A 21,031-nucleotide genomic window follows, 5' to 3' on the forward strand; every position below is an offset into this window, starting at 1 on the left:
TCGTGGGACGAGAAATTTCATCTGCACCTCCTTAAACCGATATCCGCGTTCCTTTCCTTCCTGGTCTTCCAGTACAAGCCGTCCGTCCGATTCTATGCGTAGCAGGCGGGCAAGGAAATCACCTTCTGCATCGGCATAGCGGTGGAAGCCTTCGCGGCGGAAAAGGGAATGGGCGTAACGTTCGGCAATGCGGTTGGCGGCATCGCCCGTGATATCCGCCTGCAAGAGGGAATAGTATGCTTTTACCCGCTTCATGATGTTGGCAAGTATCAGATACCGGTCGTACTCCTGCCCAGTGATTTGTTTTAAGGATACAGGATTGGGAGCATTGCTCCGGAAGACCTCCTGGTTTATGTTTACTCCGATGCCGGCGATGCTTCGTCCGATATGACTTCCCGAAAGGTCATTCTCTATCAGTATGCCGCAAATCTTTTTTTCGTTCCGGTAGATGTCATTCGGCCATTTAATGGAGATGCCGTCTGTCCATTCATCCAACTCTTCTTTGATGGAAAGGGAGACGATTTGGGAAAGAATGAACTGGCGGCGGGCTTCAACGAATGTAGGGTAGAGCACGAAACTGAAAGTGATGTTCTTGCTTTCTTCCGATTCCCAGCTATTGCCACGCTGTCCTTTACCGGCAGTTTGGCGCTCGGTAATGAGGGTGGTAAACTCCCGGACGGGCGGTTGCGATTCATTGCACAGCTGCGTCAGGTGGTTGTTCGTAGAGTCTGTTTCCGCCAGTACAATTAGCGGGACAGGGAATGTTGCAGCGCAATTCCGGCTGCTTGGTTGGGTATCGTTATCAGGGCAAGGCATCATATTCGGCGCGTTTCTTTTTGGTGAACTTCTTCAATACTTCAGTATATGCATGGTCGATGAGGCTTTTTATCAGTTTGTCATCCGCATCTCTGTCAAGGAAAACCTGGTTCCAATACTTCTTGTGGAAATGATAAGCTTCTTCGATAGCCGAATAGCGCTCACGCAGTTCAATCGCATATTCCGGGTCGCACTTCATGCTGATTTTGTTGGACGATTCCAGGTCAATCAGCACAAACATCTTATCCATGACTTTCATTACGAGTGAATAGTCGTCGAACGGAAGACACTCCGTGACGGCTTTCTTGGAGAGGCAGTATTCGCGGGCGGTTTCTATATCCATGAGGCAAATGTTGGGTGTTTAGTGAATAATATCTCTTAGCTTAAAGCGTTATAATCAATTCTTTCAGAACATGGGCGGATAGAATGCATCTTTAATATGTTCTATTTTAAAAGTTCCGGCTTCACCGACAACCGTGATAATATCGAAACGGACAGGTTCGTCAATACTGAAATGTTTGATGTATGCATCGGCGGCTATTACAATATGGCGTATCTTCTTCCAATTGACGGCATCCTGTGGTTCTATGTATTCCGTATTGCTGCGCGTCTTTACTTCTATTACAACCAGTTGCCCATTTTTAGCTGCCACGATATCCAGTTCAAGACGGTTTTTCCGCCAATTCCGGTGTCGGACAGTATATCCGTTACGTTCCAGATACTTTATAGTAGCATCTTCTCCGGCTTTTCCAAGATTATTGTGCGCTGCCATACTTTATGATTGGTATATAGGCAATAGAATTACTTTTTAACTGTTACAATGCAAAAATACGTTTTTTCTTCTTTGTATTTACGGAAGTAAAACTAATTTTGCAGGAAATATGAGAAAGAGGAATAAAACAGGTGTGAAAGCCACACCCGAAGAGCCTAAACGCGAACAGCGCATCGTTTGCCTGATGAGCGAAGAGGAAATGCGGATTGTAGACCGTTATCTGGAGAAATACAAGATAACGAATAAGTCTCGCTGGGTGAGGGAGACTATCCTTATGTTTATTTATAAAAAGATGGATGAGGATTATCCTACTCTCTTCGGCGAACATGATATGAGACGATAGCGGATGGAAGATACTCATTATATGAAACTGGCGCTTGCCGAAGCGCACAAAGCTGCCGAAAGGGGTGAAGTACCTGTAGGGGCGGTTATTGTGTGCAAAGACCGTATTATTGCCCGCGCCCATAACCTCACTGAAACTTTGACCGATGTGACTGCCCATGCTGAAATGCAGGCCATTACTGCCGCTGCCTCTACTCTTGGCGGGAAGTATCTGAATGAATGTACTCTTTATGTCACCGTTGAACCTTGCGTGATGTGTGCAGGCGCTATTGCCTGGGCGCAGATGGGGAAACTTGTATTCGGGGCAGAAGACGAAAAGCGTGGATATCAACGTTATGCTTCGCAGGCATTACACCCCAAAACGACAGTGGTTAAAGGTGTTCTTGCCGAAGAATGTGCTGTACTGATGAAAGATTTCTTTGTTGCGAAGCGACGGTAAACGGTATATTCTTCTTCTATCCTATAGGATTTATTCTTTGATTTCTTCGAAATCCACGTATTCTCCATCGTCTTTCGAGAAGACCTTCTGGTGTTTCTTCTGTGTATCATCATCCATTGGTTTGGTTTCTTCGTCTTTCCGGGTAGAAGAGTTTTGTTGCCGGCTGTCGGAGTATGAACCTTGTCCGGGTTGATAACCGCCATTTGCATTCCGGTAGGTTCCCGAAGGGTTATGACGTCTTCCTCCGTTTCCGAAGATACTCCGGAGAACAGTGCCGATAATGCCAAGTCCGATGACCAGAATAACGACTATAATGATAAATAGAAATCCTAATAACTTAAACATATCCTAATATATTTATAATGATGTTCTTTGGGCGAGTAACTTGCATAACAATATGTACCGGAGATTTGTTTAGAGCCGTTTCCTCACAAACCAGCATAAAATAATGTACCAGCCAATGACCGAAGCAAGTCCTGCAAAAATAAGCAGAGGAATACTAACTGCCAGAAATATGTAACGGATTTTATTGCCTTCCCAGGAAAAGCTCTTCAACTTAAAAGCAAACATTGGAAATTCGGCAACCAGCAACAGGGAGAATAGTACGATACAAATCAATAGTCCGTAAAGGACAACCCCGCCTTGTATCAGCCAGTCGTGATATTGTGCAGCCATTGCTCCCCAAAATAAGGTATTAGCAGGTGTATTCAGACCGATAAACGAGCTACTCTGACGCTCATCGGTATTGAACTTCGCCAGGCGAAGCGCCGAGAATATGGAGATAAGAAAAGCGAAGTAAGGAACATATTCCTGAAAACTACTCATCCAACCGGGATAAGTGGTTTCACGTAATAGTGAGAATACAATAACTGATGGTACTACTCCGAAACTCACATCATCTGCCAGAGAGTCCAACTCTTTACCAATGGGTGAGGGGGCGTTTAATAATCGTGCCGACATACCGTCCAGAAAGTCGAATACGGCACTGATTATGATAAAGACAAGCGCCAAATCGTATTTGTACTCGAACGACATGACGCATGCAATACAACCTGAGAACAAATTCAGGCATGTTAAGGTATTGGGAATATGGCGGGTAATACAGTTAGCCATTCGTCTGGTTATTTTAGTTTGGCTATCACCGTTTGGTTTCCTGTAGTTAATTGCCCCATTTTCACAAATACTTCTGTGCCCAGCGGGAGGTAAACATCCACACGGGAACCGAACTTAATAAAGCCCATGTGCTCGTCAATATAACAATCTTCACCCGGTTCGGCATACGTAACGATGCGGCGAGCCATTGCACCGGCTATCTGACGCGCCATCACTTCCACACCTTCGGGAGTTTCGATAACAACCATCGAACGCTCGTTATCGGTACTGGCTTTCGGAAGCCATGCTTTCATGAACTTGCCGTTCTGGTGCGCTACTTTTTTCACGGTTCCGTCTACCGGATACCAATTGGCATGCACATTGATGATACTCATAAAGATAGATATCATGAGGCGACGATCATGGAAGTACTCGTTTTCGTCCACTTCTTCTATGACAACTATCTTGCCGTCGGCAGGCGCCACCACAATCTTTTCGGTCTCCTCCTGTCCAAACAGGCGGATAGGGCATCGGAAGAAATTCACCAACATACCGTAAAGCACTATGCTGACCACTGCTACAATATAAAATGGTAATTTGCATTCTAACCCGAAATATAAGGCGGAGTTAATAACCAACAGTAACAATAAACTGCCGGCCAGTGTATGTGTCCCTTCGTGATGAATTCGTATCTTTTTTAGCTTCTTTAGTCGACTCATGTATATTGGTTCATTGTTTTGAATATAAATTATCTGCAAAAATAGGCTTATTTTAAAAGAATAACAAGCATTTGGGAAGAGAAATACAAGTGTTGATAACTTTTGGAGAAATATTTTTGTTAGCTGTGACATACGTTGTACTTTTATGCTCTTATTTGAAAGGAGATATTTATGCAGGATTTTATTCATTTGCATGTTCATACCCAGTATTCTCTTCTTGATGGTCAGGCAAGTGTAAGTGCTTTGGTTGATAAGGCGATACAGGATGGAATGAAGGGAATTGCCGTGACTGACCACGGGAATATGTTCGGTATCAAGGAGTTTATCAATTACGTTAACAAGAAGAATAGTGGTTCGAAAGGTGAGATTAAAGGCCTCAAGAAGAAAATAGCCGGCATTGAAAGCGGTAAAATCGCTTGTGAAGATAAAGAAGCGGAGCTTGCCGAATGCCGTGTGAAGATTGATGAAGCCGAAAACAAACTCTTCAAACCGATTGTCGGTTGTGAAATGTATGTGGCTCACCGAACTATGGATAAGAAGGAAGGCAAACCCGACCAGGGCGGCTGGCACTTAATTGTATTGGCGAAGAACGAAAAAGGCTATCATAATCTGATAAAGCTGGTATCCAGAGCCTGGACACAAGGCTATTATATGCGTCCGCGTACCGACCGCAATGAATTAGAGCAATATCATGAAGGACTGATTGTATGCTCTGCTTGTCTCGGTGGTGAAGTTCCCAGAAAGATTATCAATGACCGTTTCGAAGAAGCGGAGGAGGCTATACGCTGGTATAAGAATCTTTTTGGCGAGGATTATTATCTGGAATTGCAACGCCACAAAGCAACCGTGCCCCGTGCCAATTATGAAACTTATCCGCTGCAGCAGAGGGCAAATGCCAAGTTGTTGGAGCTTGCCCGGAAATATGACGTTAAGGTTATATGTTCCAATGATGTCCATTTTGTAAATGAGGAACATGCCGAGGCGCACGACCGCTTGATTTGCCTAAGTACCGGTAAGGACTTGGATGACCCTAACCGCATGTACTACTCTAAACAGGAATGGATGAAGACGAAGGCAGAGATGAACGAACTTTTTGCCGACGTGCCCGAAGCCTTGTCCAATACGTTGGAGATTTTAAATAAGGTGGAATATTATTCTATTGACCACGCACCTATCATGCCGACTTTTGCTATTCCCGAAGACTTTGGAACAGAAGATGGATATCGGCAGAAATATACGGAACAAGATTTATTTGATGAATTCACTCAAGATGAAAACGGCAATGTAGTATTGAGTGAAGAAGATGCCAACGCCAAAATCGAAAGCTTGGGCGGATACGACAAATTGTATCGTATTAAACTGGAAGCGGATTATCTTGCCAAGTTGACTTTTGATGGCGCCAAGGTATTTTATGGCGACCCTCTGTCCGGCGAGGTTATGGAACGCTTGAAGTTCGAGCTTCATATCATGAAGACAATGGGTTTCCCGGGATACTTCCTGATTGTGCAGGACTTTATCGCTGCCGGGCGTAAAATGGGAGTTTCGGTAGGGCCGGGACGTGGTTCCGCTGCCGGTTCGGCGGTGGCGTATTGTTTGCAGATTACGAAGATTGACCCTATTAAATATGATTTGCTGTTTGAACGCTTCCTGAATCCCGACCGTATATCATTGCCTGATATTGATATCGACTTTGATGATGACGGACGTGGTGAAGTGCTTCGTTGGGTGACCAACAAATACGGACAGGAAAAGGTGGCGCATATTATTACTTATGGCACGATGGCTACCAAGCTCGCCATTAAAGACGTTGCCCGCGTACAGAAACTCCCTCTTTCGGAGTCTGACCGGCTGGCAAAGTTAGTGCCTGACAGAATACCTGACAAGAAGCTCAGCTTGCAGACTGCTATCGACTACGTTCCCGAACTACAGGCTGCAGAAGCTTCTCCTGACCCTCTGTTGCGCGATACCTTGAAATATGCCAAAATGCTGGAAGGCAATGTGCGCGGCACGGGAGTACATGCTTGCGGTACAATTATCTGCCGTGATGACATCACTGACTGGGTGCCCGTAAGCACTGCCGATGATAAGGAAACGGGTGAGAAAATGCTCGTTACCCAATACGAAGGTTCGGTGATTGAAGATACGGGCTTGATTAAGATGGACTTTCTGGGATTAAAAACTTTGTCCATCATCAAGGAAGCTGTTAATAATATACGCCTGCATAGCGGTTTAGTGTTGGATATAGACAAAGTACCTATTGACGACCCTGCTACTTATAAACTATATAGCGATGGACGTACTGTCGGTACGTTCCAGTTTGAATCTGCCGGAATGCAGAAGTATCTTCGCGAATTGCAACCTTCCACTTTTGAAGACCTCATTGCGATGAATGCCCTTTACCGTCCGGGGCCTATGGATTATATCCCTGACTTTATTGACCGTAAGCATGGACGTAAACCGATAGAATACGATATTCCGGTAATGGAAAAATACCTGAAGGATACGTATGGCATTACAGTCTATCAAGAGCAGGTGATGCTTCTTTCCCGTCTGTTGGCTGATTTCACGCGTGGCGAGTCGGATGCCTTGCGTAAGGCAATGGGTAAGAAGTTACGTGATAAGCTGGATCACATGAAGCCTAAATTTGTTGAAGGCGGGCGTAAGAATGGTCACGACCCCAAGGTACTTGAAAAGATTTGGGGAGACTGGGAGAAGTTTGCATCCTATGCTTTCAATAAATCCCATGCCACTTGCTACTCATGGGTAGCCTATCAGACGGCTTATCTGAAAGCGAATTATCCGGCGGAATACATGGCGGCTGTGATGAGCCGAAGTTTATCGAACATTACTGATATCACCAAGTTGATGGATGAATGTAAAGCAATGGGCATCAAAGTACTTGGGCCGGATGTGAATGAAAGTAACCTGAAATTTACTGTGAACCCGGAAGGAAATATCCGCTTCGGTCTCGGTGCAGTGAAAGGTGTGGGCGAAGGCGCCGTGCTGAATATAATGGAAGAGCGCGAAAAGAACGGTCCGTTCAAAGGGATATTCGATTTTGTGCAGCGTGTCAATCTGACAACATGTAATAAAAAGAACTTTGAATGCCTTGCCCTGGCAGGTGGTTTCGACGACTTTCCGGAGATGAAGCGTGAACAGTACTTTGCCGTAAACTCAAAGAATGAAGTCTTCATGGAAACGTTAATGCGCTATGGTAACCGTTATCAGGCAGACCAGGCTGCGGCAGCCAATTCATTGTTCGGTGGCGACAATGTGGTGGATATAGCTACTCCGGAAATTCCTGAAGCTGAACGTTGGAGCGATTTGGATCGCTTAAACAGAGAGCGTGACTTGGTGGGCATTTACCTTTCAGCCCATCCGCTGGACGAGTACTCCGTTGTATTGCAGTACGTTTGCAATACACACATGGCCGAGTTGGAAGATAAAGCGGCGCTTACCGGACGTGAAATAACAATGGGTGGTATTGTGACTTCGGTACGCCGGGGAATCAGCAAGAATGGTAATCCTTACGGCATAGCCAAGATAGAAGATTACTCCGGTTCTACGGAAATTGCGTTCTTCGGTAATGATTGGGTAACCTATCAGGGGTATCTGGGCGAACGTACGTTCCTCTTTATCAAAGCCCGTTGCCAGCCTAAACAGTGGAAGCAGGATGAATTGGAACTCAAGATAACTTCCATGGAACTATTGCCGGATGTGAAAGAGAAATTGATTGCCAAGATTACAATCATACTCCCGTTATCCGTATTGAATCCGGCTGTGGTTGCTGAACTTGCTGTCTTGACGAAGGACCATCCCGGTACCACGGAACTTTGTTTTGAAGTGATAGACCCGGACACCAAAAAGACAGTAAGTCTGATTTCCCGCCCGGTGAAACTTTCCGTAGGGCGAGAGCTAATCTCTTATTTAAATGAACGTCCTGAACTGGAATTTCGGATTAATTAGTATCTTTGCTTCATCAATAGGTTGATAATGAATGATTAACTATGAATTAATTCCAAAACATTAAATATAAATTTATTAAAGAAATGGCTTTAGAAATTACAGACAGCAATTATCAGGAAATACTTGAAGAAGGTAAACCTGTAGTGATTGACTTTTGGGCGCCGTGGTGTGTCCCTTGCAAAATGGTAGCACCCATCATCGATGAATTGGCAGAAATGTACGAAGGTAAAGTTAGTATCGGTAAATGCAATGTGGATGAAAACAGCGAACTGCCTGCAGAATTTGGCATCCGTAACATTCCTACTATACTATTCTTTAAAGAAGGTAAATTGGTTGATAAGCAAGTAGGTTCTGCTGCGAAATCCGCTTTTGGTGATAAAATAGAGAATCTGCTTTAATGCGTAGTTAGTTGATTGAGGTATTAACTCTAAAAAATAAATAGTATGGGATTAGAAGACGATTTCTTAATGGATGATATCGATGACGAAAAAGCCATCGAGTACATCAAGAATTATTTGCCGCAAGAGTTGAAAGAGAAATTCTCCGACGACGAACTTTATTATTTTCTCGATTTGATTAATGAGTATTATTCGGAAAGCGGCATCTTGGATGTTAATCCCGATGAAGAAGGATATATCGAAATCGACTTGGGACAAATCGTGGATTACGTTATCAAAGAAGCTCACAAAGATGAGATGGGTGACTATGACCCGGAAGAAATTCTGTTCGTAGTTCAAGGTGAAGCGGAATATACGGAAACGTTGGATGATGAATAACAACTTCTTCTATAACAAATAAAAAGAAAGTCCGGACATTGTGTTCGGACTTTCTTTTTGTGGAGAAATTCCACACTTGTAGCGTAGATTCCACATTTTTCAAATCCCCCTTAACCTGTATTATTCATACCGTAGGAGTTATCCTGCATTATTCATACCGCAGGAATTAAGGGAGTTACCTATAAATAATGTAGGCTATGTAATACTTTGTATGCGAATAATAAAGGTGTTGTATCGAACTTTGGCACGTTGCTTGTGTTTTATTAATGAGGTTTTAACATTAACATAGACAGGAAACTTATGAAATCGTTTTTTACGAAGAAGGAGAGAAAGCTTACAAAGAATGAAAGGAGAGGGGTGGTGATTGCCGTAATAAGCATAGCATTATTAGCCGGTATTTATTGGTTCTTCGCACATAGGTCGGTACCGGCACCGGAACTGCCGGTGGTGGCTGTAGAACCGGCTGTTCAGGATGATGTGGAAATTTATGGTGAATATGTAGGACGTGTCCGCGCCCAGCAGTTTGTGGAAGTACACGCCCGTGTAGAGGGATTCCTGGAGAATATGCTTTTTGAAGAAGGTACCTATATATTGAAGAATCAGGTATTGTTTGTTATTAACCAGGACCAGTATCGGGCTAAAGCGGATAAGGCGCGTGCGCAACTGAAGAAAGATGAAGCGCAAGCCAATAAAGCACAGCGCGACCTGGAACGTATCCGCCCGCTGTATGAGCAGAACGCTGCCAGTAAACTGGATTTGGATAATGCGGTGGCTGCTTATGAAACAGCCGAAGCCGATGTAGCAATGAGTCAGGCGGATTTAGACCAGGCTGAACTGGAACTCGGGTATACCATTGTGCGCTCTCCGCTGTCAGGACATATCAGTGAGCGGCACGTAGACTTGGGGACATTGGTAGGCGCCGGCGGTAAGTCATTGCTTGCCACTATTGTAAAGAGTGATACCGTCCTGGTCGATTTCAGTATGACGGCATTGGATTATCTGAAGACAAAAGAACGTAACGTGAATCTGGGGCAAAAAGACTCCACCCGTTCCTGGCAGCCGAATATCTCCATTACGTTGGCCGACAATACCATTTATCCTTATAAAGGGCTGGTTGACTTTGCCGAACCGCAGGTCGATCCGCGTACCGGTACGTTTTCTGTTCGTGCCGAGATGCCTAATCCGCAACGCGCATTGCTACCGGGACAGTTTACCAAAGTGAAATTGCTGCTGGATGTACAGACAGGTGCAACGGTTGTTCCCACTAAATCAGTCATAATTGAAAAGGGAGGCGCTTACGTGTTTGTAATGCGGCGCGACTCTACCGTAGAACGTCGTTTCATTGAGTTGGGACCGGAAATAGAGAATCGGGTGGTAGTAGAAAGAGGTCTTGTGCCGAATGAGAATATAGTTGTAGAAGGATACCACAAGTTAAGCCCGGGTGTGAAAGTCAAGGTAAACAATACCATGTTGAAGAAGGAAGAAGAAGTGCAAGCCGTTGATACAACTATGGCGGAATTGTAATCGACAAAGAATTGTAATCGACAAACGTAAAACAGACGTATATGAAAGTAAGTTTCTTTATAGACAGACCGGTTTTTTCGGCTGTCATCTCCATATTGATAGTCATTGTGGGTATCATTGGGCTGATGATGCTCCCCATTGATCAATATCCGCAGATAACACCCCCGGTAGTGAAGATTAGCGCTTCATATCCCGGCGCCAGCGCGCTGACCGTGTCGCAGGCGGTGGCTACTCCTATTGAACAGGAATTGAACGGAACGCCGGGGATGCTCTATATGGAGTCCAACAGTTCTAATTCCGGCGGTTTCTCGGCTACGGTCACTTTCGATATTTCCGCCGACCCTGATTTGTCGGCAGTGGAAATACAGAACCGCCTGAAGCTGGCGGAGTCCAGTCTTCCGGCTGAAGTAGTGCAAAACGGCATATCCGTAGAAAAGCAGGCTGCCAGCCAGTTGATGACTATCTGCCTGAAATCTTCCGACCCGAAGTTCGATGAAATATACCTGAGTAACTTTGCTACTTTGAATGTACTTGACTTGCTTCGCCGTATTCCCGGTGTGGGGCGTGTTTCAAATATAGGCAGCCGTTACTACGCCATGCAAATCTGGGTACAACCGGATAAACTGGCAAACTTCGGCCTGACGGTTGCCGATTTGCAGAATGCATTGAAAGACCAGAACCGTGAGTCTGCGGCAGGCGTGCTGGGACAGCAACCTGTTACGGGACTCGATGTTACCATTCCTATTACCACTCAGGGACGTCTCTCTTCCGTTAGTCAGTTTGAAGAAATTGTGGTACGCGCCAATGCGGATGGTTCTATCATTCGTATGCGGGACGTGGCGCGTGTGTCGCTGGAAGCTTCTTCTTATAATACGGAGAGCGGAATCAACGGCGAAAACGCAGCCGTACTTGCCATATATATGTTGCCGGGCGCCAATGCGATGGAAGTAGCCGAGAATGTTAAGGAAGCGATGAATGAAATCAGCAGTAATTTCCCCGACGGATTGAGTTATGAAATGCCATTCGATATGACGACTTACATTTCAGAGTCTATTCATGAAGTATATAAGACATTGTTCGAAGCTTTGCTACTGGTAATTATCGTGGTATTCCTGTCGTTGCAAAGCTGGCGTGCAACTGTCATCCCGATAGTGGCAGTGCCTATTTCCCTGATCGGTACGTTTGGTTTTATGTTAATATTCGGCTTCTCGCTTAATATACTCACTCTTTTAGGACTGGTGCTTGCTATTGGAATTGTGGTGGATGATGCCATTGTGGTGGTGGAGAATGTGGAGCGTATCATGCACGAAGAGAAGCTCTCACCTTATGAAGCCACAAAGAAAGCTATGGAAGGGCTGACGGGAGCAATCATCGCTACCTCCTTAGTATTGGCGGCTGTGTTTGTGCCGGTTAGTTTCCTTGGCGGTATCACGGGGCAACTGTACCGCCAGTTTACCGTAACGATTGTGGTTTCTGTTTTGCTCTCTACGGTGGTTGCATTGACTCTGAGTCCGGTGATGTGTTCTTTGATATTGAAACCGGAATCCCATAAGCGGAAGAATATCGTATTCCGCTATATCAATTATGCCCTCAATACGGGTAACCGTAAATACGTGCAGCAGATTTCGCGGGTAATTGGTAATCCGCGTAGAATATTGGGAGCATTCGGAGTGGTGCTGGTAGCCATCTTCCTGATAAACCGCCTGATACCCGCCAGTTTTCTGCCCATAGAAGATCAAGGATACTTTAAAGTCGAACTGGAACTTCCCGAAGGCGCTACGCTGGAACGTACGCGTATTGTTTCGGAACGTGCGGTAGACTACTTGATGCAAAACCCGGCAGTGGCTTATGTGCAGAGTGTGGTAGGGACAAGCCCGCGGGTAGGAAGCAGTCAGGCGCGCAGCGACCTCACCGTTATCCTGAAACCTTGGGGAGCGCGTGACGGGCAGACTATTGATGAAGTAATGGCGCAAGTTAAGAAAGAAATACAGCAATATCCCGAATGTAAAGTATATCTTTCTACGCCGCCTGTTATTCCCGGACTGGGAAGCTCCGGCGGTTTTGAAATGCAGCTTGAAGCGCGTGGTGACGCAACTTTTGATAACCTGGTACAAGCTGCGGATACATTGATGTTTTACGCATCGCAACGTAAAGAACTGTCGGGATTGTCGTCTTCCTTGCAGTCGGATATTCCCCAACTCTATTTCGATGTAGACCGTGACAAGGTGAAGTTCTCCGGTGTACCTTTAGCGGATGTGTTTTCTACCATGAAAGCCTATACAGGCTCGGTGTATGTGAATGACTTTAATATGTTCAACCGCATCTACCGTGTCTATATCCAGGCGGAAGCATCCTACCGGAAGCATACGGAGAATATCAACCTATTCTTTGTCCGTGGTGCGGATAATGTGATGATTCCGTTGACTTCACTCGGAACGACTTCTTATACTACCGGCCCGGGCAGTATCAAACGTTTTAATATGTTCAACAGTGCGGTTATCCGTGGTGGTGCGGCGGACGGATATAGTTCCGGTCAGGCGATGAATATCATTGAGCAGATTGCCCGTGACCATTTGCCCGATAATATAGGTGTGGAATGGAGCGGACTTTCCTATCAGGAGAAACAAGCCGGCGGAAAGACCGGAATGGTGCTTGCTTTGGTGTTTTTGTTCGTATTCCTTTTTCTGGCTGCCCTTTACGAAAGTTGGACTGTGCCTGTTGCCGTTCTGCTTTCGTTGCCGGTTGCTGCATTGGGAGCCTATCTCGGAGTGTGGGTCTGCGGATTGGAGAATGATGTTTATTTCCAGATTGGGCTGGTAATGTTGGTTGGCTTGGCGGCAAAGAACGCTATCCTGATTGTGGAGTTTGCCAAAGAGCAGGTGGATCGTGGAGTAGATGTGGCTAAGGCGGCCCTGCATGCATCACAGTTGCGTTTCCGTCCTATTCTGATGACATCATTGGCATTTATTTTGGGTATGTTGCCGATGGTGATTGCCAGTGGCCCGGGTTCGGCAAGCCGTCAGGCTATCGGAACGGGTGTTTTCTTCGGAATGATTCTGGCGGTGACGGTAGGTATCTTTTTAGTACCCTTTTTCTTTGTGCTGATTTATAAGGCGAAAGCAAAGGCGAGAAGTACCAATATGGGGAAGGTTAAGAGAATGGCGAAGCGATTTAAACGATAGGTTATGAAAAGGAAATATACAATATACGGTATTCTGTTGATAATGGTATTATTCAATTCCTGCCAGTTGGGTAAGCACTATGTGCGCCCTGAACTGAATTTGCCGCAACAGCTTGATTTGCCGCAGCAACTTGATTTGGCGCAACGGCTTGACCAGACGAAACAACTAGACTCAGTGGAGCAGGATACGCTTTCCATTGCCGACCGTCAGTGGTGGACTATCTATACCGATACCACTCTGCAGGCGCTTATTGAGCGGACGTTGGAATATAATAAAGATATGAAGATGTCGGTTGCGCGGGTAAAAGAACTGGCTGCAATGAAGCGGATTGACTTTGCCAATCTCTTCCCTCAAATCAGTGGAAATCTGTACACAGAGAAGGAGGCAACCAATTATGGAGGAGATAACTACAATTCCACTCCGAGTTATGAAGCCAAAGCGCTCGTATCGTGGGAAGTAGATCTCTGGGGTAATCTGCGCTGGGCAAAAGACAAGAGTATGGCTGAGTTTCTGGGTTCGATAGAAGCGCAACGTGCGTTGAAAATGAGTCTTGTGGCGGAAGTGGCTCAGGCATACTTCGAACTGATTGCGTTAGATAATGAATTGTCTATCGTGAAACAGACATTAAGCGCCCGTAAAGAAGGAGTGCGTTTGGCGAAACTTCGTTTTGAAGGTGGACTGACTTCGGAAACTTCCTACCAGCAGGCGCAAGTAGAGTTGGCGCGTACGGCAACATTGGTACCTGATTTGGAACGAAATATTTCCATAAAGGAAAATGATATCGCTTTCCTGGCGGGTGAATATCCCGGAAAAATAGAACGTTCCGTATTGTCGGAAGAAATAAAACTGCCGGAAAGTCTTCCTGTGGGACTTCCTTCCACTTTGTTGGAGCGTCGTCCGGATGTGCGTCAGGCAGAGCAAAAGCTGATTGCGGCGAATGCAACCGTAGGTATTGCCTATACGAATATGTTTCCCCGTCTGTCATTAACGGCGCATTACGGGTTGGAGAGCACTGAGTTTTCCGACTTCTTGAAATCACCGTATCACTTCCTGAGTGGTTCGTTATTGACTCCCCTCTTCGCTATGGGAAAGAACCGGGCGATGTTGAAAGCCAGGAAAGCAGCTTATGAACAGGAATGTTATGCTTATGAAAAGTCTGTGTTGACGGCATTCAAGGATGCACGCAATGCGATAGTGGATTTCAATAAAGTGAAAGAAATCTATGAATCGCGTTTGCAATTGGAGCAATCGGCGCGGGCGAATGTGAAGCTGGCCCAGTTACAATATATTAATGGTATAATCGGTTATCTGGACGTACTGGATGCACAGCGTGGATATCTGGATGCACAGATTGGGTTGAGTAATGCGGTGCGGGATAAACAGATAACGTTGGTGAGGTTGTACAAGGCGTTGGGGGGCGGTTGGCAGTAAGCGGAAGGTTTTCGATAAAAGTTATTTCAGGCTTGATGTTTCGCTCTTGGAATATATATTTGTGTTCGGATAAAGAAAGGATTATTAAGATTATATATCATACCAGCCCGATAATTGCAGATAGCATCTATCCTCAACATCGGAATCATCAGGACACCACCAATGAGCCAGAGACATTCTTATCAATGTGCCTTGGGGTATGTTCTCAACAGGGGCGGAAAAACCCACATAAGAAATATTATAACCCCAGCGACGGCTACCGTCATTGTAATTATATCTTATCTTACCATTATGATCACTTCGAGTAATATCTTTATCGGCAATCCAAAAACATACACTATTTTTGGGAATATTGTCTCTATTAATGAATCCTGCTCCATTCTGTGTGTATTGCAATTTTCCCTCAAATAAGTTAGAAATAGAACCTTGATAGATATTGACCTTTCTTTTATCAAGAAAGGTTATCATCGCTATACCTTCATTCAAAGTGACTTTCAGCCTCTTGGATATCACGCAAACATCTTCCGAATGAGGTAAGGAACGTGGATTATTGGGTTTTCTGTAAGTAATATCCCAAACTTGCCTTATCTCATAATTTGTACTATCATCGGGATGATGTCCATGTTCATCTAAAAGCCTAACAAAATTACCATTTGCAGTAACTCCACCCACACAAACGCCATGTTGCATTTTTGTTTTAGAAACTATTAAGACATCCATATTACAAATGTGTTATTTTGTATCCCAACTTTTCCAGTTCAGCAGCTACAATAGACCTGTGACATGCTTTGGCTTTTTCTTCTACACAAAACAAGACTACATTTTCCGCTCCGGCTCTTTCTAACTCCTCTATAAAGTTACCAAAGTTAAATTTTTTCAGTATTTTGTCTTTGTATGCTATTGAAAAGACCTTTCCTAATTCACTCCTATCTCTTTTCTGTTCTTTTTGCTGAACATCTGTTTCCTTTTGAAGCATTCTTATTTCTGAAGTGGGAGCTAATGAAAATATATGTCCATATCTAATATCAATGTCATTCAATTTCTCTTGCAATCTGTTACTGTTTACAAAAGCGTATTCTGAGCCTCTAACCCCTCTTCGTTGCCGAATATCACAGAATGTATCAATGTTGTTGTCTGTGAGCTTTTTGAAATACTCTATTTCTGTTGAGCCATAAACTCCTATCGTGAAAAATTTCATGTCAATATGATTTTCGTGATGTAAATTCCATTCTATTCCCAAATAAATCAATAACGCCATTGCCTTTAGTAAGTTCAGACATTACTGTTTCTTGTGACTTTATTCTATTTTCCAAAATAATATGATTCAAAGAAATATTATTGATTCTAAGTTCCTCCCCTATCAATTTACTTCTATGGCATTCTTCAGGCTTTGACTCACTACACATAATAGCCAATCTGATTTCTTTTTCATTGGCAGTTATCAATCTGTTTAAGCCTTGTATGAAAAAATCTTTCCTTTTTATTACATCATATAAAATCTTACCATTACTATCATAACAACTTCTATCATCCGGGAGTCCACCTAAAGAATCACCAACAAACACATATTGTATTCCACACTTCTCAAGTTCTACCTTTAATAACGCTTGGTTAAATTGAGGATTCCATTTGGAAAATGGCTTAGAGCGAATATCTAACAAGTACTCAATATTAAAAGAGTAGAGTTCTTTTATGAAAACATCAAAGCTTTTGTTTCCATGCCCAGTTGAATATATCGTTGACTCTTCCATATTTCAATTTTATCTATTTTCCTCGCAATAGCATTATTCTACAAGCAAAGGTACTAAATATTTTGAAATGAGTTTCAACTACAACTTAAAACTTTTATTTTTACCCGCTTCGGGCTTGATGTTGGGTCTTACATAGTGGTTTGTCGCCTGTATCACTCGTTGATACTGTTCCCTGAACCAATCAATGATATTTTGTCCGTTGAGATTCAACTGTAACTTGTCGGGATTATCCGGCTCTTTCTCCATTTTCAGCTTGACATCCTCTGCTGTAAACTTCTGCTTGTGTTCCGGTGAAAAGAAAGAGAATGTTTTTGCTGTCAAGTTTCTACCCTCAAGCAATGCCTTGATGGAATTAACAGCAAGTCCCATTGTCTTGCAAAGGTCGGCTATCCTTAGCTGTTCTTTCATCATCGGGAACAAATTGTGTATCAGGTTCAGTTCTTCCTGCTCCTGAATGATCTCTTTCAGGTCTTCATTTTTATCAACCAACTCCCTGTAATATTGTTGAGTGGAAATGTGCCTTGCCTCTGAACTCTCTTTACCACGTACCAAACCAAATTTGCTCATCGCCTGTGCATAAGTATTCTGCATCTGTTCGGGACTTCCAGTCATCATCACCCGAATTGCCCGAACCTGATTATGGCTAATCTTCCGAGCAATGCCTGCGTGTTCAATCCGGTATTGGATAGCTTCGGTTCGATTTCTTACACCATCGGGAAACTCTATCAGTTCCCTGTTCAAATGTGTGCGGTCTTTATCCGCATTGGCGGGATTGACCGTCCGCTCGATGTGGGAGCTTATTGGAGCATCGTTGCCCACTCCCTTTTCTAAATGAAGTACTGCGAATTTTGCCATTACATCTATTTTTTTGATTACTTTTACGATTGAAATTTTGATGATACTTTTTCATCCGACTTCCTTTCAGGGAAGTCTTCGGGGAGTCAAGAGGGGCAAACCCCTCTTGCTTATTGGAGTGTTTTTAGTGTAGATTTATCGGAGCGTGAAGAAAACACCCTAATAAGCTATGGCGTTTTGTAAAACGTCCCTTTGTAGTGGCTGCGATTGTAAACTCTGACAGCAGCCGTTGGCAACACATCACCCACTATACACAGTTTATATAGTGAATGATGTGTACCGGCTTTACAGAGTATGCCAGGTTTAGATTGCATCACAAATACTTTTCTCCATTCCTTCCAATTTCTGCGACAAGGTTTCCATGTCCCGGCTTATTTTCTGGTTGGTTATTTTCGCATAAATCTGGTTGGTTTTGATATTCGTGTGTCCGAGAATTGGATTTCTTCTTCCGTAAGATAACCCCTGTCTACATGTTCGGGGCTGTTGATATATCCGGCAAAGGGATTGAACGGCAACAGCCCTGTATTCCTTGCAATAGAGATAATATGCTTTAAGACTATCATATATCCCCATACGGTATTGGTACGGCATCCTTTCTCTGTCCGCAGGAAATACTCGAAGTCGTTGATAAAACTAAGGCTAAGTTCCTTTAGCGGTATATCCTCCCTGTGGTAGGTCAGGGGCAGGAACTCACGAATGTGCTTGCAGACGGTACGGTAGCGGGAGAATGTACCCTTTGCCCTGCTGTACCCCACCTTCTTTTCAAATTCGGCGTTGTGCTGCTCGAATAATTTCAACAGCGTTTCCTGCTTGATGCCGATACCGAGATAGGCGTTTTTCAATTTTTCGGCGGTAACATAGCCGTCCGTCTGCATCAGTTCCTGATAACGGCGGTTTACGTCCACTCGGATACGGTCGATGGCGAGATTGATTTTCTGTGCTTCCGTACTTTTCCCTGATGCCCGGTTGTTCTTCACATCCCACAGGCGGAGCGGAATATCCGTCTTGCAACTGAACTGTTTAACTTCGCCGTCCACTGTCAGTCGGCACATCAAAGGCAGGTTTCCGCCCCGTTTCTCACTGCCTTTCTTCACATAAAATAAGACCTTGAATGTTGACCTCATAACTCAATGTTTTTTCTGGTTACAAAATTAGTTATCATTGAGTTATAAGACGGTATGCAAATTTACGCAATACGCTGAATAAGAATCATGTAGCAAAGTTTTTTCGCTCTACCCCAAGTAACGGGATAGTAACTTATCTCTTGCTTTGTTCTGCTAAAATATGGCTTTTCATGGATAGGCATACAAAGCATAACAGAGCATAACAAACGCTATGTCAGCTAATTCGCTACGCTCTGCATAATTCTGCTTTTTTGTTGGAAGTTTATTTTATATTTGAAAAAGTTGAAACAAAACTAATGCTAAAAACAATACTAAAAATACATACTGTTTCATCATATCACTTTCTTTAGCTTTATTCGTAACAGGACCGGATTGTCTTCTTCTGATATACTCTCACATAGATTCATCAAAGATACATGCTTCTGTTTAAAAGTATTCCATTCTTGAGACGGCATCGCCCGCTTGCAATTTGCATACCCATTAATAAGAACTGTAGGACTTATCGGGACGTATAGATAATTGTCAATTACAATATGAGGAAGATTAGTATATCTTAAATTTAAAGTATTATCTTTCAAATACATGTCATCTATAATCTTGATTCCGTTCATAAATTCACCTGTTTTCAATGAATAGAAACACAAACTAGCCTTTCTATCGAACCCAAGCCCCAATATTAATAAATCGGAACAAACTTGAAAGCCCCAGAGTGTAACATATTCTTTATTTGATATCTTTTTATCTATGGCCACCATATCATCAGTAGATTCCACCTTGCTATAGTCCACCTTATATTTCCCAAAATCCAGATAATAAGCGGGATTGGCCTTATCTACATCCAACGAATAAATGATCTCAGAATGAGAATACGTAAAATAATGCTTCCCATTATGAGTTGAGAAAGTATTCCAGTTGAGGAAATAAAGCAATTTTGTCTTTTCAATAGAGGAAAGCTCCAAAAATGATGAAACTTTTTTGTCATCTTCTGTAAAAGCGCATAATACTCTATTGTCTTTCCCTGCTAAAGTGGTATGTCTCATTACATAAGAACCATCTGGGTATGCCACTACATCACGCGCATAGTAAGGCATAGGAGACTCATACAAATAATGACCAACAGAATCATAAGTAACAACTTTATTCCAACCAAAAACCTTTAAATCTGAATTAGGCATTAATGCAAAGGTACCCATATCCACATATTCTCCCTTTCCTTGTCCAATATGATCTAATTCACAAAGGAATTTTCCTTGCTCAGAAAACACTAATACCCGTGCATTACTCAATCCACTTGTCACTAACATATAGTAGCGGCCATTTCTATAATATATATTCCGAATTTCACCAATTAAACTTTGTGAAGTAGTTTCCAAGGGTATAATCTCAACTGATTCAGCAAAACTAGACAATTTCAAGGACGAATTAAATGACAGACCTGATAAGTCTATTTTTTGCACTTCTGTTGTTTCGCTTTTTCTTTCATTAGAACAAGCCAAAAACAACATAATAACAAAAGCGTAAAACAATGTCTTCATAATATTGTATTTTTAGAGAAGTCTCCCTCCTTTTGGGCGAGAGACCTCTCTGTTTAATTAAACTTTTTAGCAAGGTACCTGATCATGCACATTACAGTTACTATTATTATCTCTTCTACACACCTTACAACTACCTTCAGTGTTCAAATAATAGCCACTATGCATAAGTTCTTTAAAATCCGCTTCCCGAAAGAAGACAGGTGGCGAAAATCAGGGTAACTGAATGTATGAAAGAAATTGCAGAGGGAAATCGGTGTATACCTACCTTTCCATCGAAGATGTCTGATGAAGTACAGGTAATGAATAAGAAAGTAGATGCAATCAAAAATACTGGAATTTTCTTCATACTGTTTTTCATTTACTATCATATTTTTCACTAATGATTATTGTGCTGGCAAATATAAAGAATAAACAAAATAAAAATGTGTTTATGGGAGTAAAAAAGGGTGTGAGAAAAACTTTATGCCTTTTATTATGTTGATGATCAATCACTTGTCGTTTTTAACAAACCAATAAAAACCCGTAATTACTTAGTCCCCCACTTGGCGTTACCCTGAGCGAAAGTTGAAATAACATTTTTCAGTTCTGATTTCTATTGAAGAATTGAACCTGCATTATTCATAGTGTAAGTACTTCGTATGAATTATTTTTACGATAAATGAGAATTTAGCGGAGCGGAGCAGTGATTAGTGATTAGTGATAAGTGA

The 21,031-nt window shown here is 43.2% G+C and carries 19 protein-coding genes and 1 pseudogene; 8 read left to right on the plus strand and 12 right to left on the minus strand.

Going from position 1 to position 21,031, the window contains the following annotated elements; all coding sequences use genetic code 11:
• The 3 genes from B2Z67_RS13600 to B2Z67_RS13610 form a co-directional block, all read right to left on the minus strand.
• Positions 1-819 (minus strand): biotin--[acetyl-CoA-carboxylase] ligase (locus B2Z67_RS13600; RefSeq protein ID WP_291530380.1); only part of this gene is annotated, 819 nt, incomplete at its 3' end.
• A complete protein-coding gene (locus tag B2Z67_RS13605) occupies positions 803-1,159 on the minus strand; it encodes an MmcQ/YjbR family DNA-binding protein (protein WP_291530381.1) in 357 nt (118 codons plus the stop codon). The genes B2Z67_RS13605 and B2Z67_RS13600, both read right to left, overlap by 17 nt.
• A 63-nt stretch (positions 1,160-1,222) precedes the next feature.
• On the minus strand, positions 1,223-1,588 hold the full coding sequence (locus tag B2Z67_RS13610) for a YraN family protein (RefSeq protein ID WP_291530382.1): 366 nt from the start codon (positions 1,586-1,588) through the stop codon (positions 1,223-1,225).
• A gap of 109 nt (positions 1,589-1,697) precedes the next feature.
• Here B2Z67_RS13610 and B2Z67_RS13615 point away from each other — a divergent pair, with 109 nt between their 5' ends.
• Positions 1,698-1,931: a hypothetical protein gene (locus B2Z67_RS13615; RefSeq protein WP_291530383.1), complete on the plus strand. Its 234-nt coding sequence runs from the start codon at positions 1,698-1,700 to the stop codon at positions 1,929-1,931.
• Between the two features lie 3 nt (positions 1,932-1,934).
• Entirely contained in the window at positions 1,935-2,369 is a 435-nt protein-coding gene (locus tag B2Z67_RS13620) for a nucleoside deaminase (protein WP_291530384.1), read from the plus strand.
• A 30-nt stretch (positions 2,370-2,399) separates the two neighbouring features.
• Here B2Z67_RS13620 and B2Z67_RS13625 read toward each other — a convergent pair whose 3' ends face one another.
• The 3 genes from B2Z67_RS13625 to B2Z67_RS13635 form a co-directional block, all read right to left on the minus strand.
• Positions 2,400-2,714 (minus strand): DUF4834 family protein, encoded by a 315-nt coding sequence (locus B2Z67_RS13625; protein WP_291530385.1) that lies wholly within the window; start codon positions 2,712-2,714, stop codon positions 2,400-2,402.
• A gap of 69 nt (positions 2,715-2,783) precedes the next feature.
• Positions 2,784-3,482 (minus strand): CDP-diacylglycerol--serine O-phosphatidyltransferase, encoded by a 699-nt coding sequence (gene pssA, locus B2Z67_RS13630; protein WP_291530386.1) that lies wholly within the window; start codon positions 3,480-3,482, stop codon positions 2,784-2,786.
• Positions 3,483-3,490: 8 nt separating this feature from the next.
• Entirely contained in the window at positions 3,491-4,180 is a 690-nt protein-coding gene (locus tag B2Z67_RS13635; RefSeq protein ID WP_291530387.1) for a phosphatidylserine decarboxylase family protein, read from the minus strand.
• Between the two features lie 171 nt (positions 4,181-4,351).
• Between B2Z67_RS13635 and dnaE the strand changes: the two genes are divergently transcribed.
• From dnaE to B2Z67_RS13665, 6 genes are all read left to right on the plus strand, one after another.
• Positions 4,352-8,146, plus strand: coding sequence for a DNA polymerase III subunit alpha (gene dnaE / locus B2Z67_RS13640; RefSeq protein WP_291530388.1), 3,795 nt, complete (start codon positions 4,352-4,354; stop codon positions 8,144-8,146).
• Positions 8,147-8,229: 83 nt separating this feature from the next.
• A complete protein-coding gene (gene trxA, locus B2Z67_RS13645; RefSeq protein ID WP_291530389.1) occupies positions 8,230-8,544 on the plus strand; it encodes a thioredoxin in 315 nt (104 codons plus the stop codon).
• Between the two features lie 45 nt (positions 8,545-8,589).
• Positions 8,590-8,922, plus strand: a complete 333-nt coding sequence (locus B2Z67_RS13650; RefSeq protein WP_291530390.1) for a hypothetical protein — start codon at positions 8,590-8,592, stop codon at positions 8,920-8,922.
• Positions 8,923-9,222: 300 nt separating this feature from the next.
• Entirely contained in the window at positions 9,223-10,446 is a 1,224-nt protein-coding gene (locus B2Z67_RS13655) for an efflux RND transporter periplasmic adaptor subunit (protein WP_291530391.1), read from the plus strand.
• Positions 10,447-10,487: 41 nt separating this feature from the next.
• A complete protein-coding gene (locus tag B2Z67_RS13660) occupies positions 10,488-13,628 on the plus strand; it encodes an efflux RND transporter permease subunit (protein WP_291530392.1) in 3,141 nt (1,046 codons plus the stop codon).
• Positions 13,629-13,631: 3 nt separating this feature from the next.
• Entirely contained in the window at positions 13,632-15,059 is a 1,428-nt protein-coding gene (locus tag B2Z67_RS13665; protein ID WP_291530393.1) for an efflux transporter outer membrane subunit, read from the plus strand.
• Between the two features lie 90 nt (positions 15,060-15,149).
• On the opposite strand, the gene B2Z67_RS13670 is transcribed toward B2Z67_RS13665, so the two are convergent.
• The 6 genes and pseudogenes from B2Z67_RS13670 to B2Z67_RS13695 all read right to left on the minus strand — a co-directional run bounded on the left by B2Z67_RS13670 (position 15,150) and on the right by B2Z67_RS13695 (position 20,324).
• Positions 15,150-15,779, minus strand: coding sequence for a dual OB domain-containing protein (locus tag B2Z67_RS13670; protein WP_291530394.1), 630 nt, complete (start codon positions 15,777-15,779; stop codon positions 15,150-15,152).
• A gap of 1 nt (position 15,780) precedes the next feature.
• On the minus strand, positions 15,781-16,257 hold the full coding sequence (locus B2Z67_RS13675; RefSeq protein ID WP_291530395.1) for a DUF488 domain-containing protein: 477 nt from the start codon (positions 16,255-16,257) through the stop codon (positions 15,781-15,783).
• A gap of 1 nt (position 16,258) precedes the next feature.
• Positions 16,259-16,810, minus strand: coding sequence for a DUF488 family protein (locus tag B2Z67_RS13680; protein WP_291530396.1), 552 nt, complete (start codon positions 16,808-16,810; stop codon positions 16,259-16,261).
• A 78-nt stretch (positions 16,811-16,888) separates the two neighbouring features.
• Positions 16,889-17,665 carry a hypothetical protein gene (locus B2Z67_RS13685; RefSeq protein WP_291530397.1) on the minus strand — a complete coding sequence of 259 codons (777 nt, stop codon included), beginning with the start codon at positions 17,663-17,665 and terminating at the stop codon, positions 16,889-16,891.
• A gap of 434 nt (positions 17,666-18,099) precedes the next feature.
• Positions 18,100-18,789, minus strand: a pseudogene (locus B2Z67_RS13690) (phage integrase SAM-like domain and Arm DNA-binding domain-containing protein); the annotation flags it as partial.
• Positions 18,790-19,121: 332 nt separating this feature from the next.
• Positions 19,122-20,324, minus strand: a complete 1,203-nt coding sequence (locus B2Z67_RS13695; RefSeq protein ID WP_291530398.1) for a 6-bladed beta-propeller — start codon at positions 20,322-20,324, stop codon at positions 19,122-19,124.
• Positions 20,325-21,031: the final 707 nt, after the last annotated feature.

This window comes from Bacteroides sp. UBA939, assembly GCF_002293435.1.
Lineage (GTDB): Bacteria > Bacteroidota > Bacteroidia > Bacteroidales > Bacteroidaceae > Bacteroides.

Bases quoted from the DNA above. Each gene is read 5' to 3' on its own strand.
- B2Z67_RS13680 (WP_291530396.1), bottom strand. From the start codon at position 16,810: ATGGAAGAGTCAACGATATATTCAACTGGGCATGGAAACAAAAGCTTT.
- B2Z67_RS13610 (WP_291530382.1), bottom strand. From the start codon at position 1,588: ATGGCAGCGCACAATAATCTTGGAAAAGCCGGAGAAGATGCTACTATA.
- dnaE (WP_291530388.1), top strand. From the start codon at position 4,352: ATGCAGGATTTTATTCATTTGCATGTTCATACCCAGTATTCTCTTCTT.
- B2Z67_RS13655 (WP_291530391.1), top strand. From the start codon at position 9,223: ATGAAATCGTTTTTTACGAAGAAGGAGAGAAAGCTTACAAAGAATGAA.
- trxA (WP_291530389.1), top strand. From the start codon at position 8,230: ATGGCTTTAGAAATTACAGACAGCAATTATCAGGAAATACTTGAAGAA.
- B2Z67_RS13635 (WP_291530387.1), bottom strand. From the start codon at position 4,180: ATGAGTCGACTAAAGAAGCTAAAAAAGATACGAATTCATCACGAAGGG.
- B2Z67_RS13650 (WP_291530390.1), top strand. From the start codon at position 8,590: ATGGGATTAGAAGACGATTTCTTAATGGATGATATCGATGACGAAAAA.
- B2Z67_RS13620 (WP_291530384.1), top strand. From the start codon at position 1,935: ATGGAAGATACTCATTATATGAAACTGGCGCTTGCCGAAGCGCACAAA.
- B2Z67_RS13660 (WP_291530392.1), top strand. From the start codon at position 10,488: ATGAAAGTAAGTTTCTTTATAGACAGACCGGTTTTTTCGGCTGTCATC.
- B2Z67_RS13675 (WP_291530395.1), bottom strand. From the start codon at position 16,257: ATGAAATTTTTCACGATAGGAGTTTATGGCTCAACAGAAATAGAGTAT.
- B2Z67_RS13665 (WP_291530393.1), top strand. From the start codon at position 13,632: ATGAAAAGGAAATATACAATATACGGTATTCTGTTGATAATGGTATTA.
- B2Z67_RS13605 (WP_291530381.1), bottom strand. From the start codon at position 1,159: ATGGATATAGAAACCGCCCGCGAATACTGCCTCTCCAAGAAAGCCGTC.
- B2Z67_RS13615 (WP_291530383.1), top strand. From the start codon at position 1,698: ATGAGAAAGAGGAATAAAACAGGTGTGAAAGCCACACCCGAAGAGCCT.
- pssA (WP_291530386.1), bottom strand. From the start codon at position 3,482: ATGGCTAACTGTATTACCCGCCATATTCCCAATACCTTAACATGCCTG.
- B2Z67_RS13685 (WP_291530397.1), bottom strand. From the start codon at position 17,665: ATGGCAAAATTCGCAGTACTTCATTTAGAAAAGGGAGTGGGCAACGAT.
- B2Z67_RS13670 (WP_291530394.1), bottom strand. From the start codon at position 15,779: ATGGATGTCTTAATAGTTTCTAAAACAAAAATGCAACATGGCGTTTGT.
- B2Z67_RS13695 (WP_291530398.1), bottom strand. From the start codon at position 20,324: ATGAAGACATTGTTTTACGCTTTTGTTATTATGTTGTTTTTGGCTTGT.
- B2Z67_RS13625 (WP_291530385.1), bottom strand. From the start codon at position 2,714: ATGTTTAAGTTATTAGGATTTCTATTTATCATTATAGTCGTTATTCTG.